The following is a 16,840-nucleotide window of genomic DNA, read 5'->3' as shown; positions in this document are numbered from 1 at the left end:
ACGGCACGGCACAGGGAGAGATCCATGGCGACGGATTCCGGTGTGGCGCACGATTTCGACATCGTTGTCGCGGGCGCCGGTCCTGCCGGCCTGGCGACGGCCATCGCGCTGGCGAACGAAGGCTTCGCAACCGCCCTCGTCGGCGAGGCGGGCGTGCCGCGCGACGGGCGCACCGTGGCGCTGCTCGACGGCTCGGTGCGCTTTCTCAAGGCGATCGGCGTGTGGGAGCGCATCGCGCCCGACGCCGCGCCCATGACGCAGATGCGAATCGTCGACGCGACGGGCAGCCTGTTCCGCCCGCCGCCCGTCACCTTCCATGCGCGCGAGATCGGTCTCGACGCTTTCGGCCACAATATCGAGAACACGAAGCTCGTCGCCCACCTCGCCGAGGAGGCGCGCGCGCGCGCCGGGCTCGCGCTCTTCCCGGCCCGCGCGGCGGGCTTCGCCGCCGATGACACGGCGGCGGCGGTCACGCTCGCCGACGGCAGGCGAATCACCGCCCGCCTCGCGGCCGGGGCCGAGGGCCGCCAGTCGACGTTGCGGCGCGCGGCGGGCATCGGCACGCGCACCTGGGCCTATCCGCAGACGGCCGTCACAGCGATTCTGTCGCATGCACGCGATCACGGCGGCGCCTCCACCGAGTTCCACACGCGCGCGGGGCCTTTCACGCTGGTGCCGCTGCCGGGGCGTCTGTCGAGCCTCGTCTGGGTCAACCGGCCGCAGGATGCGGCGCGCCTCGCCGCGCTGGACGACGCATCCTTCGCCCGCGCGGTGGAGAACGAGGCGCACAGCCTGCTCGGCGCGATGCAGGTCGCCGGGCCGCGCGGCGCGGTGCCGCTGTCGGGCATGAGCGCCTCGCCGCTGACGGCGCGGCGGCTCGTGCTGATCGGCGAGGCGGCGCACGTTTTCCCGCCCATCGGCGCGCAGGGGCTCAACCTGGGCCTGCGCGACGGGGCGGCGCTGCGCGACGCGGTGGCGGATGCACGCGACAGGGCGGAGGATATCGGCGCGGCGCAGGTGCTGGCGCGCTTCGGGCGCGGGCGGGCGGCTGACACGCAGCTTCGCACCGGGGCCATCGATCTGCTGAACCGCACCCTGCTCGCCGACATGCTGCCCGCGGACCTGCTGCGCGGCGCGGGCCTGCTGGCGCTCGGCCTCATCGCGCCGCTGCGGCGGATGGTGATGCGCGAGGGCCTGACGCCGGGACTCGGCACGCCGCGCCAGATGCGTCGCGCGCCGCGCGGCAGGGCTGGAGAAGGCGGCGGCGACGTGGTATCTCCCGCGCTCGACCAACACCGGAATCAGGCATGAACCAGTCCGTGCGCATCAGGCCCCTGTTCGACGAGGCCGCCATCGCCGCCCGCAACGAAGAAGTCGCGCGCGAGATCGCGGCCGCGCGGCCGCGTAACCTGCTGGTCGTCGCGGTGCTGAAGGGCAGCTTCATGTTCGCGGCCGATCTGATCCGCGCCCTGCACCGGGCGGGCCTCGCGCCGCAGGTCGAGTTCATCCAGCTCTCCAGCTACAAGGAGGCGCTGGTGTCGTCGGGCACCGTCAATATCGTCCGGGATATCGACAGCGACGTGGTGGGCCGCGACGTGCTGCTGCTCGACGATATCCTCGAATCCGGCCGCACGCTCGCCTTCGCCAAGGATCTGCTGGTCGCGCGCGGCGCGCGGCGGGTGCTGACCGCCGTGCTGCTGGAAAAGCCCGGCAAGCGCGCCACCGTGATCCACCCCGATTTCGTCGGCTTCACCTGTCCCGACCTGTTCGTCGTCGGCTACGGCATGGACGCCGCCCATTCCTTCCGCCAACTGCCGTATATCGGCGTCATCGAAAAGCACGGGAGCTGACCATGGCGCGCATCCTGCTCGTCGACGATGAGGCCAGCGTGCGCGGCTTTCTCAAGCGCGGGCTGGAACTCGACGGCCACGACGTCGAGACCGCGGGCGACGGCGCGGAAGGGCTGGATGTGCTGACCGCCGCGCACGGCGCGTTCGACCTGCTGCTCACCGACGTGCGCATGCCGCTGATGGACGGCATCGCGCTGGCGCAGGCCGCCGCCGCGCAATGGCCCGGCCTCGTGATCCTCATCATGACCGGCTATTCCGACCAGCACGAGCGCGCGCAGGGGCTCGCCAATCTCGCCGGCATCATGCTGAAGCCCTTCACGCTGGGGGAGTTGCGCGCCCATGTCGCGCAGGCGCTGGCCTCATGATATCCGCCCGCAGGAACCTTCAGTGGCGGAACCTTTAGCGTTCGCTTAAACCTGCCGTGCCATACTCGCCGGCGATGGAATCGCCCCGCCCCACCAGCGGGGCCGCGCCCCGTGAAGGAAACGATCAGACCCGTGCGTGAAGCTCTCGCCCGCTCCGACTTCGATGCCGTCAGGCGCGCGCCCGCGCCGGAACGCACGCGCGGACCGGCATCGCCAGCCGCGCGCGCGCGCCGCGCCCCGCAACGCCCGCCCTCCCCGGCAAGGCGCACGCTCGACATGGCGGCAGGCATCGCGGCGCTCGGCGTGACGGTGACGATAACGGTGGCGGCAGCGTGCCTCGGCGCGCTGAAACGCTATCCGGCGGCGCTCGGCGGCGGCATCGCGGGCACGGCGATGGCCGTGGCGATCATCGTCAACGCCGCCTTCCTTCAGGAAACAACGCATCCCTCGCCGCTGTTCGGCGCGGGCAGGGAAACGGCGGCCCCCTCCGCGCCGCGCGCGCCGGCGAAGCCCGTTCCGCTGCCGCCCGCACCGCGCCCGGCCGAAATGTCCTTGCCGGCGAAAGCATCCTTGCCGGCAGATACGCCCGCAGAGACAACGGCGGCGCAGCCGCAGCCGCCAAGGCGCGGCGGCGCCGCCACGGTCATCGACGCCGCACCCGCCGCGAACGACCCCATCGCCCATCTCCTCGCCACGGGCGCGCCGCCGCGCGAGGCGAAGCCGGCGGGTGCGCCCGCCGGCGTGCTCGCCGTGCAGAAGGCGCTCGTCAAGCTCGGCTACGCCATCACCGCCGACGGATTGATGGGCCCCGCCACCCGGCAGGCCATCATGGCCTTCGAGAAACTGGAGGGCCTGCCGCAGACGGGCGATCCGGCCAATATCGCCATGCGCCGGGCGCTGGCGGTGGCGGCCGGCATGACGCTGGACTGATGGCGCCGGACTTGATGGCGCTGGAGCGGCGCGCATTCAAGTGGGATCGTCATGCCGCTCCGGATTTCGCACCTCACCGCAACTTGCGTTCAAATCGATTGATCGGCTTGAGCGCAAACTGCCCCAGACTGACCGCACCATGCTCAGGCACTTCATTTCCGTCAGCGGCTTCACCTTGCTGTCGCGCGTCACCGGCCTGGTGCGCGATCTGGCGACGGCCGCGCTGCTCGGCGCGGGGCTGATCGCCGATGCCTTCTTCGTCGCCCTGCGGCTGCCGAACCACTTTCGCGCGATCTTCGGCGAAGGCGCTTTCAACGCCGCCTTCGTGCCGGTTTTCACGCGCCTGCACCAGATGACCGGCGCGGACGCGGCGCGCCGTTTCGCGGATAATGTCTGGACGGCGATGGTCATCCTCCAGACGCTCATGCTGGCGCTGGCGCTCGCCTTCATGCCGCAGGTGGTGGGGCTGCTCGCGCCCGGCTTCTCGGCGGACCCGGAAAAATTCTCGCTTGCCGTGACCCTGGCGCGCATTACCTTTCCCTATCTCTTCTTCGTCACACTGGTGACGCTGGTCTCGGGGATGCTCAACGGCGTAGGGCGTTTCGCCGCCGCCGCCGGCGCGCCGATCCTGCTCAACGTCGCCATCGTGGCGGCGCTGGCGCTGGCCTTCCTGTTTCCCTCGTCCGGCCATGCGGCGGCGTGGGGCGTCGCGGTCGCGGGCGTGCTGGAACTGGCGCTCGTTTATAGCGACGCGCGCCGCGCCGGCATCGCGCCGCGCTTCGCCCGCCCGCGCCTCGACACCGACATGCGCGCCTTTCTCAAGGCGCTGGGGCCGGCCATCATCGGCTCTGCCGGCGTGCAGATCGCGCTTTTCGCGGATACCGTCATCGCCTCATTGCTGCCGACAGGCGCCGTGTCGTCCATCTATTACGCCGACCGGCTCTACCAGTTGCCCATCGGCGTCATCGCCATCGCCGCCGGCACGGTGCTGCTGCCGGAGATGAGCCGTCTCGTCGCCGCCGACCGCGCGGATGCCGCCCACGGCGCGCAGAACCGCACGCTCATGCTCTCGCTCGCGCTCGGGTTGCCGTGCATGGCGGCCTTTCTGGTGGTGCCCGATCTCATCATCGGCGCCCTGTTCGGGCGCGGGGCGTTCACGCCGGCGGACGCGCAGGCGGCGGGCGCGGTGCTGGCGGCCTATGCGATCGGCCTGCCGGCCATCGTGGCGATTCCCTCGCTGGTGGCGAGTTTTCGCGCGCGGCTCGATACGGCCACCCCCGCCGTGGTGTCGCTCATCGGCATCGCGGTCAATCTGGCGCTCAAGATCGCCCTGACGGGCGGGTTTCTGATCGAGGGATTCGGCGCGCCCGGCCTCGCGCTGGCGACCGCTGCCGGCGCATGGGTCAACGGCGGCCTGCTGTACATTCTCGCGGTGCGCAAGGGCTGGAGCGCGCCCGACGGCAGGCTGGCGCGCACGCTCGCGGGCGTGGTGCTGGCAAGCGGTCTGCTGGCCGTGACGGCATGGGGCGCGGAGCGGCTCGCGACGCCGTGGGTCGCCGCCCTGCCCCATTTCCAGACGATCGCCCTTCTCGGCATCGTCGCGCTGACGGGCGCGGCCGCCTACGGCGCGGCGCTCGTCATCGCGTTGAAAGTCCTGCGCGTGCCATTGCCGCTGCGGCGGCGATGAAAAAAGCCCCGGCGAGATGCTGCCGGGGCTTTGAGCTTCAATGCCGGGCGCCCCGCCCCGGAACGAAGCAAGACGCCGCTGCACGGACATTAGAGCATTTCGGCGTTTCGTTGAAACGCCGAAATGCTCTATCTTATTGACTTGACGCGTTTTCTTCACGCAAAGCGGTATCCACTTTGCTTGAAAACGCTCTAGAGCGGCGTGCATTCAAATGAAATCGTCACGCCGCTCCAAATTTATATTTTACCGCAACTTGTGTTCAATTCGATCGACTTGAACGCAAACTGCTCTAACGCCAGATCCCGAAATTATTTGGCGGCGAGGAAATCCTTGACTTCGAGCAGGACGAACTCGTTGTCGTCCGCCTTGTTCGGGTCGCGGCTTGCCGAGAAGGGCAGGTTGTTGTCGTTGCCGACGATGATATGGCTGTCATCGACGATATCGACGTTCTCGATGGTGAAGAAGGGGAAGTCCAGCGTGCCGTTCTTCTCGCCCTTGACGGCGACCTTGTCCGGGTCCTGGATCTTCATCAGGTCGATGTAGCCGATCTTGCGAACGTTCTGGCCGGCGTTCTCGCCGGTAAGCTCGATCTTGTAGATGCGCTTGAACTTCGCGGGCGTCGCGAAGCAATCCTTGCGCTTCTCGCCGGCGGGGCAAGCCTTGCTCGCCGTGCCTTCGGTGTCGTCACGCTCGATGATCAGGCCATGGGTGGCGTCGATCATGTTGAAATCGCCGATGGAAAGGCCGTTCGCCTCCAGCGGGTACTTCCACGAGCGGCCGGTCCACTTCTCATTGGCCACGTCGAACTCGAGAATGCGCAGATATTCCTTGCCGTCCTGCTTCTCGGTGGCGTTCGTGCCGGCGTCCCACAGCGCGCCTTCGAGCAGCGGGTACAGGAACTTGCCGTCCGGCGAGGCGGCCATGCCCTCGAAACCCTTCGAGCGGCGCACCTCGAAGGCGACCGCGCCCGGCGCGCCCGGCGTGCGGACGTTGTAATGATCCGGCGAGCGGACGACCTTGCCGTCGACTTCCGTCTCGAAAAAGGCTTCGACCTTGCCGTCGCGGTCGGTGCGGATGAGATAGGGGCCGAACTCCTCGCCGAACCAGATCTTGCCGCGCACGGGCTGGAAGGATTCGAGATCGAGGTCGGAGCCGGTCAGGTAGCGCTTCTCGGTGCCTTCCTGCGCGATGCGGAAGGGAATCTTCTTGTCCGGGTCGTGCAGGAACGTGGTCTTGAGGCGCTTGACGGCGTTGGTCTTCCAGTCGATGTCGTAATGGTGGAAGAACAGGCCGGAATCCGGCGAGTTGGCCTTGTTGCCGCTGCCGTTGTCGGTGATCACCCAGAAGGTGCCGTCACGGTCGGCCTTGATGCCGGAATGGCCCTGCACCGGCTGGCCCTTGAAGGGGAACCTGATGCCGGTGGGGCGGCCGTCGTTGATGCCCTCGACGCTCTCGGGCTCGTCGACGCGGGTCGGCTTGCCGGTGGCGTATTTGCCGACGACGCGCATGTCCACCGGCGCATCGGCCGGCGGATTGATGATGGTGTGGGCCGGCAGGAACGCATGGCCCTTGAGGGTGGCGGAAAACTCCTGCTGGGCCATGGCCGGCGAGGCCACCAGCGCGGCGAACAGAACGGCGCTGAACACGGAAGAGGAAAGACGCATCGGAAACCCCTGTTGCGACGGATCACCGGAACGTTTCCGCTGTCCGAAGATCAGCGGAAACGCTCCATGTTCCGAGGTGACGCGTTTTCTTCACGCGAAGCGGTGTCCACTTCGCGCGAAAACGCTCTGGGGTCCTTGATCCGATGCTTTCATGTCGCCGTGTTAAAACTTCGGAGACGGAAAGGTGACATTTCGCGTGCCGGATAAATACCCTTATTCCGCAAGGGCCTGAAGGATACGCGCCCATGAGCGTGCGCCCTTGTGGAAGCTTTTCAACGTGTACTTCTCGTTCGGGGAATGGATTCGGTCATCCTCCAGCCCGAAACCGACCAGCAGCGGCTCGGCGCCGAGCGCATGCTTGAGGGTGGCGATGATCGGGATGGAGCCGCCGCCGCCGATGGTGACGGGCCGCCGGCCCCACTCGTCGGCGAGCGCGCGGGACGCCTTCGCGAGCCAGGGACTGTCGAGCGGCACGGAAACGGCGGGCGCGCCGTCGCCGGAGCCGAACGTCACGGAAGCGTCGGCGGGGATGAGGCGGCGCACGAAGGCGCGGAAGGCGTCGCGCACGTTGGCCGGGTTCTGGTCGCCGACGAGGCGGAAGGTGATCTTGGCGGACGCTTCGGCCGGAATGACGGTTTTCGAGCCCTCGCCCGTATAGCCGCCGATGATGCCGTTGATGTCGAAGGCGGGGCGCGACTGGATCTGCTCGATCACGTCGCGGTCCTTCTCGCCGGCGGGCACCGAAAGGCCGACCGGCCCCAGAAACGTTTGCGCATCGAGACCCAGCCCGCGCCATTGGGCGCGCACGTCCTCCGGCACCTCCGGCACGCCCTCGTAGAAGCCGGGAACGGCGATGCGCCCGTCCGCCTCGCGCAGCGCGGCGATGACCTGCGCCAGCACATGAACGGCGTTCTGCGCCGCGCCGCCGAACAGGCCCGAATGCAGGTCGCGGTCGGCCGTGCGGATGACGATCTCGTCGTGGACGAGGCCGCGCAGGCCCGTGGTGATGGCCGGCGTGTCGTCGTCCCAGCGGTTGGTGTCGCACACCAGCACGGCGTCCGCGCGCAGATTCTCCAGATGAGCGTCCACGAAGGCGGGCAGGTTGACGGAGCCCACCTCCTCCTCGCCCTCAATCAGCACGGTGACGCCGACCGGAAGCGCGCCGGTGACGGCCTTCCAGGCGCGCACGGCCTCCAGGAAGGTGAGGATCTGGCCCTTGTCGTCGGCCGCGCCGCGCGCGCGGATCAGCTTGCTGCCGTCAGCCAGGGTTTCGAGCTGCGGCTCGAAGGGCTGCGTGTTCCACAATTCCAGCGGATCGACGGGCTGCACGTCATAATGGCCGTAAAACAGCACGCGCGTGTCCGCGCGCCCCGCCGTCGCGCCGAGCACGACCGGATGGCCGGGCGTCGCATGCACGTCGGCGGTGAAGCCGAGCCCGGCCAGTTCCGCGCGCACATGCTCCGCCGCCCGGCGGCACTCGTCCCTGTGCGCCGGATCGGTCGAGATGGAGGCGATGCGCAAGAACGCGAACAGGCGCTCCAGCGAGGCGTCGAGATTATCGTCGATATGCGCCAGAACGGCGTCGAGCTGCGACATGATTGATGGTCCTTCCTGAATGACCGGCCTTCAGCGGCGCAGGATGCCGCCCAGGGTGCCGCGCACGATGGCGCGGCCGATGCTGCTGCCCGTCTGCCCGCCGAGGCTGCGGCCGACACTGGCGGCGAGCTGGCCGAGCACCTGGTTCGTGACGTCGCGCGCGATCGTCTGCCCCGTCGACAGCCGTTGCCCGCGCGGGCGCGACGTGCCGAAGATCGACCCGAGCAGACCGCCGATGTCGCCGAGCACGCCCGCCTCGCCCGGCGGCGCGCCGGCGGAATCCGCCGTCTCGCGGGTGCGGTTCGTCAGCACCTCGTAGGCCGATTCGCGGTCGATGGCCGTATCGTAGCGCCCGCGCATCAGGCTGCGCGCAATCGCCTCCGCGCGCTCCGCGGCCGTCAGCGGCCCGACGCGGGCGGCGGGCGGGGCGATCAGCGTGCGGGCGACGATCTCCGGCGCGCCCTTCGCGTCGAGCAGCGACACCAGCGCCTCGCCCACGCCAAGCTCCGTGATCGCCTGTTGCGTGTCGAAGGCCGGATTCTGCCTGAAAGTCTCCGCCGCCGCCCGCACCGCCCGCTGGTCGCGCGGCGTATAGGCGCGCAGCGCGTGCTGCACGCGGTTGCCGAGCTGGCCGAGCACCGCGTCGGGAATGTCGAGCGGATTCTGCGTCACGAAATAGACGCCGACGCCCTTGGAGCGGATGAGGCGCACGACCCGCTCCACCGCCTCCAGCAGCGCCTTCGGCGCACCGTCGAACAGCAGATGCGCCTCGTCGAAGAAGAACACCAGCACCGGCTTGTCGGGATCGCCCACTTCCGGCAGGTGCTCGAACAGCTCCGACAGCAGCCACAGCAGGAACGTGGCGTAGAGACGCGGATTGTTCATCAGCCGGTCGGCGGCCAGGATGTTGACGATGCCGCGCCCGTCGCGGTCGGTGCGGATGAGATCGGCGATGTCGAGCGCCGGCTCGCCGAAGAATTTTTCGGCATTCTGGTTTTCGAGCACCAGCAGCCGGCGCTGGATCGCCCCCACCGACTGGCGCGCGACATTGCCGTATTGGACGGTGAGTTGCGGCGCGTTCTCCGCCACATGGGCGAGCATCGCCCGCAGATCCTTGAGGTCGAGCAGCAGCAACCCCTGCTCGTCGGCGACGCGGAAGACGATGTTGAGAATGCCTTCCTGCGTCTCGTTGAGATCGAGCAGGCGCGACAGCAGCAGCGGCCCCATGTCGGAAACCGAGGCGCGCACCGGATGGCCCTGCTCGCCGAACACGTCCCAGAAGGTGACGGGAAAACTGTCCGGCACATAATCGACGCCGATTTCCGCCGCGCGTTTCACGAAGGGCGCGGCACCGTTGCCCGGCGCGGCGAGCCCCGACAGGTCACCCTTGATGTCGGCGGCGAAGACCGGCACGCCGGCGTTGGAAAACCCTTCCGCCAACACTTGCAGCGTCACCGTCTTGCCGGTGCCGGTCGCGCCCGTGACGAGGCCGTGCCGGTTGGCGCGTCTCAGCAGCAGCGTCTGCGCCCCGCCGCCGGCCTCGCCCTTGCCGAGAAAGATGCCCTCGCCCGTCATGCAACAATTCCTCGCAAAATCCCTCGCCGAAAAACCTTCCGGGCCCGTCACGCCGATTCATTTTTTCACCGGCTCCACCGTAGCGCAAGTCCCGCCGGCATCAGTCCCGCCGGTATCAGTCGTGCCGGTATCAGTCGTGCCGGCGTTAGTCCTGCCGGCGCAGCTCCTTGAGCCGGTAGAGCGCCTCCAGCGCCTCGCGCGGCGACAGCTCGTCGGGATGAATGGCGTCGAGCGCCTCGCGCAGCGGGTCGGGACCGGCCGGCTCGGACGCCGCCGCCGCGGGCGCGGCGTTGAAGGCGGCGAAAAGCGGCAGATCGTCGATCAGCGCGCTGACCGGCTTTTCCCGCTCGCTCTTTTCCAGCTCCGTCAGAATCGCCCGCGCGCGGCCGATAACCTTTGCCGGCAAACCCGCAAGCTTAGCCACCTGAATACCATAGGAGCGGTCGGCCGCTCCGGGCACGACTTCATGCAGGAAAACGACGTCTCCCTGCCATTCGGTAACGCGCACGGTGGCGTTGGAGACGCGCTTGAGGCGGTCGGCCAGTGCGGTGAGTTCGTGATAATGGGTGGCGAACAGCGCCCGGCAGCGGTTCGTCTCGTGCAGGTGCTCGATCGCCGCCCAGGCGATCGACAGACCGTCGAACGTGGCGGTGCCGCGCCCGATCTCGTCGAGAATCACCAGCGAACGCTCGCCCGCCTGGTTGAGGATCGCCGCCGTCTCGATCATCTCCACCATGAAGGTGGAGCGCCCGCGCGCGAGATCGTCGGCCGCGCCGACGCGCGAGAAAAGGCGGTCCACGACGCCGATGCGCGCGGCCTTTGCGGGCACGAAGGCCCCCATCTGCGCCAGCACCACGATGAGCGCGTTCTGGCGCAGGAAAGTCGATTTGCCGGCCATGTTCGGCCCGGTGATGAGCGTGATGCGCCCGGCTTTCGCCGCGCCCGGCGGCGAGAGATCGCAGTCGTTGGCCACGAAGGCGACGCCGGCGCGCCGGCATGCCGCCTCCACCACCGGATGGCGGCCGCCCATGATGGAAAAGTCGAGGCCATCGTCGACATGCGGGCGCGTCCAGCCGAGATCGGCGGCAAGGTCGGCGAGCGCCGCCGCCACATCGATGACGGCGAGCGCATCCGCCGCCCGCTTGATCGTCTCCGCGTGTCCGGCGAGCGCCCCGACCAGCCGGTCGAACACCGCGTGCTCGATCGCCAGCGCGCGCGAGCCCGCGGTGGCGATGCGCGATTCCAGCTCGCCGAGTTCCACCGTCGAGAAGCGCATGGTGCCGGCCATCGTCTGGCGATGCACGAACGTGCCGTTCAGCGGCGCGCGCAGAAAAACCTCGCCCGCCGCCTGCGGCACTTCCACGAAATAGCCGATCAGGTTGTTGTGCTTCACCTTGAGCTGCCGGCAGCCGCTCTCCTCCGCGTAGCGCGATTGCAGCGCGGCGATGACCTTTCGCGAATCCGCCTGCAACTCCCGCGCCTCGTCGAGCGCGGCGTCGTGGCCCGCGCGCACGAAACCGCCGTCGCGCTTCAGCAGCGGCAGATCGTCGGCGAGCGCCGCCGCGAGCGCGGCGCTCCAGGCCGGATCGGGCGCGGCGAGATCCGCGCGCGCGGCGGCGAGTTCGGCGGGCAGATCGGCCGCCTCCAGATGAGCGGCCAACGTGCGGGCGGCGGCGAGACCGTCGCGGACCGTGGCGAGATCGCGCGGGCCGCCGCGCTCCAGCATGAGCCGCGCGAGGGCGCGCGCCGTGTCCGGCGTGGCGCGCAGCAGCGCGCGCAGGCGTTCGCGCAGCGTCCCGTCGGCCACGAACGTCGCCACGGAGTCGAGGCGCGCGACGATGGCGCGCGGGTCGGCGAGCGGCCCGGCGAGACGCTCCGCCAGCAGCCGCCCGCCACCCGGCGTCAACGTGCGGTCGATGGCGGCGAGCAGGCTGCCGGCCCGCTCGCCCGAGAGCGTGCGGGTGAGTTCGAGATTGGCGCGGGTCGCGGCGTCGATGGCGAGCCCCGCCCCGTCCGCGCCGCGCGTGGGCGGCGACAGCGGCGGGCGCGAGCCGAGCTGCGTGCGCTCCACATAGGCGACGATGGCGGCGCAGGCCGACAGTTCCGCCGGCGTGAACTGGCCGAAGCCGTCGAGTTCCGCCACGCCGAAATAATCGCGCAGCCGCCGCGCGGCGGAGACGGCATCCACGCCCTCGTGCGCCACGGGCGTGACGGCGGCGCGCTGCTCGTGCCAGAAGGCGCGCAGCCCCTCGTCGTCGTGGATGGCGTCGGGCACGACGATCTCGCGCGGCTCGATGCGGGCGATCTCCGCCGTCAGCGCCGCGCCCCGCGCCTCGGCGACGGTGAAGCGCCCGGTGGAAATGTCGGCGGCGGCCACCGCATAAGCCCATTCATGGCCTCCCGCGCGCTCCGACAGACGGCGGCGAGCCACGGCGGCGAGCCAGTTCGGCCGGCCGGGATCGAGCAGGCGATCCTCGGTGATGGTGCCGGGCGTGACCAGGCGCACGACCGCGCGCCGCACCACGGACTTCGAACCACGCTTGCGCGCCTCGGCGGGGTCTTCCGTCTGCTCGCACACGGCGACCCGGTGGCCGGCGGCGATGAGGCGCTCCAGATAATCTTCCGCCTTGTCGACCGGAACGCCGCACATCGGGATGTCCGCGCCATGATGCTTGCCGCGTTTCGTGAGCACGATGCCCAGCGTGCGGGAGGCGACTTCCGCGTCGTCAAAAAAAAGTTCATAAAAATCGCCCATACGATAGAACAATAACGTATCGGGATGAGCGACCTTGATCTCGATATATTGTTGCATCATCGGAGAAGGCTTTTCCACCGCGAGCATGGGGGATTGCGCGGCGGGGCCATCGATGGCGGAAGGCAGAAGGGAAGCAGCGGGCATCTGGCTCGTGGCATTTCGGCTCATGGCATAAGGTTAACAGACCGGCGTGCCGCTTTCATCCTCATGCGGGCGCGGGGCGGCACGAAACGGTGGAGAACCGGGCTTGAGCCTCGCCTTCCGTGCCGATATGATTTCGTTTGTAACGATCCGGGAAACGGATCAACCCGATCTTTCCAGCCGCGCGAGGCGGTTTCCACCCAAGGCAGCACGCACACGATGACAGATCGCAAGCCAAGAACCCGCCTGACCTTCACCGATCAGGAGGCGCTGAACTTCCATTCCCGCGGCCGCCCCGGCAAGCTGGAGGTCGTCGCCACGAAGCCGATGACGACCCAGCGCGATCTGTCGCTGGCCTACTCGCCGGGCGTCGCGGTGCCGGTGCGCGCCATCCATGAGAATCCCTCGCTCGCCTACGACTACACCGCCCGCAGCAATCTGGTGGCGGTGATCACCAACGGCACCGCCATTCTCGGCCTCGGCAACCTCGGCGCGCTGGCCTCCAAGCCGGTGATGGAGGGCAAGGCCGTCCTGTTCAAGCGCTTCGCGGACATCGACGCCTTCGACCTAGAAGTCGACACGCAGGACGTGGATGCCTTCATCAACGCGGTGCGGTATCTGGGACCTACCTTCGGCGGCATCAACCTCGAGGACATCAAGGCGCCCGAGTGCTTCGTCATCGAGGAGCGGCTCAAGGAGCTGATGGACATCCCCGTCTTTCACGACGACCAGCACGGCACGGCGATCATCGCGGCGGCGGGCATCCTCAACGCCCTGCATCTCACCGGGCGCGACATCGCCACGGCGCGGCTCGTGGTCAACGGCGCGGGCGCCGCCGGCATCGCCTCGGTGGAGCTGGCCCGCGGGCTCGGTTTCCGGCCCGAGAACGTCATCCTGTGCGACACCAAGGGCGTGATCTACAAGGGCCGCACGGAAGGCATGAACCAGTGGAAATCGGCCCACGCGGCCGACACCCCGGCTCGCACGCTGGCGGAAGCCGTCGCCGGCGCGGACGTGTTCTTCGGCCTCTCCGCCAAGGGCGCGCTGACGCCGGAGATGGTGGCGGGCATGGCCGACAACCCGATCATCTTCGCCATGGCCAATCCCGACCCGGAAATCACGCCCGAGGAAGTGGCGAAGGTGCGCGGAGACGCCATCATGGCCACCGGGCGCTCCGACTATCCCAACCAGATCAACAACGTCCTGGGCTTTCCCTATATCTTCCGCGGCGCGCTCGACGTGCGCGCCACCACCATCAACATGGAAATGAAGGTGGCGGCCGTGCATGCGCTGGCGCAGCTCGCGCGCGAGGACGTGCCCGACGAGGTGGCCGCCGCCTACGAGGGTGCGCGCCCCCGCTTCGGGCGCGACTACATCATTCCCGCTCCCTTCGATCCGCGCCTCATCCACGTCGTGCCGCCCGCGGTCGCCAGGGCGGCGGCGGAGACGGGCGTCGCGCGCAAGCCGATCGAGAACTTCGACGCCTACCGCACGCAGTTGTCCGCCCGCCGCGACCCCGTCGTGAGCGTGCTCAACACGGTGTTCGAGCGCGTGCGCCGCTTTCCCAAGCGCGTCGTGTTCGCGGAGGGCGAGGAGGAGGCTGTCATTCGCGCGGCGCTCTCCTATGTCCATCAAGGGCTCGGCACCGCCATCCTCGTGGGGCGCGAGGAGCGCGTGCGCGAGACGGCCGCCGCCGCCGGCCTCGACATCGACGGCCGCGCCGGCATCGAGATCCACAACGCGGCACTGTCGGCCAACAACCGGCTCTATACGCAATATCTCTATCAGCGCCTCCAGCGGCGCGGCTATCTGCTGCGCGACTGCCAGCGGCTCATCAACCAGGACCGCAACCATTTCGCTGCGGCGATGGTGGCGCACGGCGACGCCGACGCCATGGTCACGGGCGTGACGCGCAACTATCACACGGCGCTGGACGACGTGCTGCGGGTGATCGACGCGCGCCCCGGCCACCGCGTGCTCGGCGTCTCCATCGCGGTGACGCGCGGGCGCACCGTGCTGATCGCCGATACTGCGATCACCGAGTTTCCCACGGCGGAAGACCTCGCGGCCATCGCGACCGAAGCCGCGGGCGCGGCGCGGCGGCTCGGCTACGAGCCACGGGTGGCGCTGCTCGCCTTCGCCACCTTCGGCCAGCCGCGCGGGGACCGCGCCACCCATGTGCAGGAGGCGGTGCGCATTCTCGACCGCCAGCGCGCGCGTTTCGAATACGATGGCGAGATGAGCGCCGACGTCGCGCTCAATCCCGAACTGCTGGCGCTCTATCCGTTCAGCCGCCTGAAGGAGCCCGCCAACGTGCTGGTGATGCCGGCGCTGCATTCGGCGTCGATCTCGACGCGCATGTTGCAGGAACTCGGCGCGACCACAGTCATCGGGCCGCTGCTCGTCGGCCTGAACAAGCCGGTGCAGATCGTCCCGCTCGGCGCGAAGGACGTCGACATCGTGAACATCGCGGCGCTCGCCGCCTACAACATCGGCGGATAATGCCGCGCAGGCCAGAGCGGTTTGCGTTCAGGTCGATCCGTCGATTTGAACGCAAGTTGCGGTAAAAAGTAGAATTTGGAGTGGCGTGACGATTCCACTTGAATGCACGCCGCTCCATGCGCGATCCGAAACGAAACGGGAAGCGGCACGCCGCTTCCCGAATGCGGGCGGGCAGAAACGCCCGCCTTTCAACAGCCGGTCAATTGTCCTTCTTCGTCGGAGAGCGTCCCAACAGACGCGCGAACTCCGCTTCGATATTCTCCAGCGACGACAGGTCCAGCGACGGCGCAGCCGGTGTGGACGTCCATGACGGCGCCGCCGGTTTCGCGGGCGCGGCGTCGCTGTCGGCCGGGCGCGGCGGAACGGGCGGCGGCACTTCCGCAGGCGGCGGCGCGACGGGCTCATCGAATGCCGCCGCGGACGGCGCGGCAGGCGGAGGCGGCACGACGGGCGCTAACGGCGACCTGGCGTCGGACAGCGGCTCGCTCCGCACGGCCGTTTCCCGTATCGGCGGAAGGTTCGGCACCGGCGGCTTCGGCGCATCGGTCACGCCGCGCGACGCAAAAGCGGGCGGAACGCCCATCGACGCCACGGGCGGGGGCGGAGGCGGAAACGCCGCGGGCTTGTGCGCATCCGGCCTGGGGCGCGGCTCGAAAGGGAACACCGGCACGGAAGACGCCGTTTCGCCCGCCGTCGCGGGAGCGGAGGCCGACAACCCCTCCGGGGCCTTCTTCACCTCCGGCAAGTTCGTATCGGCGTCGCCGGCATCGCGGGCCGTCAATCCCGCATCGACATCGACACCCGCCGCGGCGGACGGACGGACGGCGGAAAACGGCCGCTTCAGCGCTTCCTCGAGCTGACGCGCGACGGCGGTGATGTGCCCGATCGGCCCGCGCTCGCTCTCCTCCGACGCCGGCCGGCCGGCGAGCCTGTCGCCGCCGCGCGCGGTCGGCGCGGGAACGGCCTCATCCGCCGGAGGCGTATCCGGCACACGGGACAGGTCCGCCGCCAGCGGACCGGGAGCGGAAGGCGGCGGCGGGAACGAGGCAGGCGAGGGCGTCGTCAGCGGGCGGGATGCAAACCCGTCGCGCGCGGCGACCGGCGATCCTTCCTGCACGCGGGCAGCCCGCTCCCCGGCCGCATCCGGCTTCCGGTCCGCGTCGGCGGCGAAGGGATCGCGCGCCACGGGTCCGCGCGGCGGCAGATCGACGACCGGAGGCGTCTCTTCGACGGCAAGAGGCTGGGGCTGGGGCTGGGGCTGGGGCTGGGATTGAGGCGGCGCCGGCGGCGGGCCGGAAACGCGGTAGTGGAGCCGGCCGATGCCGCTTTCGACGAGCAGATCGTTCGGCCCGCCGATGAGCACGAGATGCTCGATGTTGTCGCGGCGCAGCAGCAGCAATTGCCTTTGCGAATCGATATCCACGACATCGACGACCCCGAGACGCTGCTGGCGATGACGAACGCTGCCGCCGTTGAGGCTCACCCTGGACCGCCCGCCCGTGATTCGGCGCAATCCGGCCGCGACGGCCGCAAGCACGGCGAGTATGATCACAAAGGCGAGCAAATATTGAATCGCCGCCGGCGCATTGCTTCCGAATATCTGCACGGTCGCGTTCCCTCCCGCCTCAGAACCACCGGACTTCCGGCCATATACACTTCGATCTCTACCATAGCGTATCCGCTACCGCCGGTTAAACCGCATTTAACGCTCGAGATGCAATTCGTTCATTATCCACTTGTAATTTATTGCGGAGCTGCGGGATTCACGCAACAGG

11 protein-coding genes are annotated in these 16,840 nt (G+C 69.0%); 6 read left to right on the top strand and 5 right to left on the bottom strand.

All coding sequences use genetic code 11. The features are described 5' to 3' along the window. Window positions 1-24 precede the first annotated feature (24 nt). From ACOYJQ_RS11065 to murJ, 5 genes are all read left to right on the top strand, one after another. Window positions 25-1,311 carry a UbiH/UbiF family hydroxylase gene (locus tag ACOYJQ_RS11065; protein ID WP_433458425.1) on the top strand — a complete coding sequence of 429 codons (1,287 nt, stop codon included), beginning with the start codon at window positions 25-27 and terminating at the stop codon, window positions 1,309-1,311. Next, window positions 1,308-1,850, top strand: a complete 543-nt coding sequence (hpt, locus tag ACOYJQ_RS11060; protein WP_433458423.1) for a hypoxanthine phosphoribosyltransferase — start codon at window positions 1,308-1,310, stop codon at window positions 1,848-1,850. The genes ACOYJQ_RS11065 and hpt overlap by 4 nt, the downstream gene beginning before the upstream one ends. Before the next feature lie 2 nt (window positions 1,851-1,852). Continuing rightward, a complete protein-coding gene (locus tag ACOYJQ_RS11055) occupies window positions 1,853-2,215 on the top strand; it encodes a response regulator (protein WP_433458421.1) in 363 nt (120 codons plus the stop codon). 132 nt (window positions 2,216-2,347) lie between these two features. Further along, window positions 2,348-3,145 carry a peptidoglycan-binding domain-containing protein gene (locus tag ACOYJQ_RS11050; protein WP_433458419.1) on the top strand — a complete coding sequence of 266 codons (798 nt, stop codon included), beginning with the start codon at window positions 2,348-2,350 and terminating at the stop codon, window positions 3,143-3,145. 139 nt (window positions 3,146-3,284) lie between these two features. Continuing rightward, a complete protein-coding gene (gene murJ / locus ACOYJQ_RS11045) occupies window positions 3,285-4,832 on the top strand; it encodes a murein biosynthesis integral membrane protein MurJ (protein ID WP_433458417.1) in 1,548 nt (515 codons plus the stop codon). 308 nt (window positions 4,833-5,140) lie between these two features. On the opposite strand, the gene ACOYJQ_RS11040 is transcribed toward murJ, so the two are convergent. The 4 genes from ACOYJQ_RS11040 to mutS form a co-directional block, all read right to left on the bottom strand. After that, on the bottom strand, window positions 5,141-6,496 hold the full coding sequence (locus ACOYJQ_RS11040; RefSeq protein ID WP_433458415.1) for an esterase-like activity of phytase family protein: 1,356 nt from the start codon (window positions 6,494-6,496) through the stop codon (window positions 5,141-5,143). A gap of 213 nt (window positions 6,497-6,709) precedes the next feature. After that, on the bottom strand, window positions 6,710-8,092 hold the full coding sequence (locus ACOYJQ_RS11035; protein ID WP_433458413.1) for a M20/M25/M40 family metallo-hydrolase: 1,383 nt from the start codon (window positions 8,090-8,092) through the stop codon (window positions 6,710-6,712). A 30-nt stretch (window positions 8,093-8,122) separates the two neighbouring features. Then, complete coding sequence (locus ACOYJQ_RS11030; protein WP_433458411.1) at window positions 8,123-9,667, bottom strand: helicase HerA-like domain-containing protein; 1,545 nt, start codon at window positions 9,665-9,667, stop codon at window positions 8,123-8,125. A gap of 145 nt (window positions 9,668-9,812) precedes the next feature. Then, a complete protein-coding gene (gene mutS / locus ACOYJQ_RS11025; RefSeq protein ID WP_433458409.1) occupies window positions 9,813-12,566 on the bottom strand; it encodes a DNA mismatch repair protein MutS in 2,754 nt (917 codons plus the stop codon). Between the two features lie 216 nt (window positions 12,567-12,782). On the opposite strand from mutS, the gene ACOYJQ_RS11020 reads away from it, so the two are divergent. Then, window positions 12,783-15,065, top strand: coding sequence for an NADP-dependent malic enzyme (locus tag ACOYJQ_RS11020; RefSeq protein ID WP_433458407.1), 2,283 nt, complete (start codon window positions 12,783-12,785; stop codon window positions 15,063-15,065). A gap of 199 nt (window positions 15,066-15,264) precedes the next feature. On the opposite strand, the gene ACOYJQ_RS11015 is transcribed toward ACOYJQ_RS11020, so the two are convergent. Further along, window positions 15,265-16,671 carry a hypothetical protein gene (locus ACOYJQ_RS11015; protein ID WP_433458405.1) on the bottom strand — a complete coding sequence of 469 codons (1,407 nt, stop codon included), beginning with the start codon at window positions 16,669-16,671 and terminating at the stop codon, window positions 15,265-15,267. Between the last annotated feature and the right edge of the window lie 169 nt (window positions 16,672-16,840).

The organism is Pseudochelatococcus sp. (assembly GCF_050946405.1).
In the GTDB taxonomy this organism is placed as follows: Bacteria; Pseudomonadota; Alphaproteobacteria; order Rhizobiales; family Beijerinckiaceae; genus Pseudochelatococcus.
The sequence above is the reverse complement of the archived record's forward strand: the minus strand, read 5'-3'. Positions and strand labels throughout refer to the sequence as shown.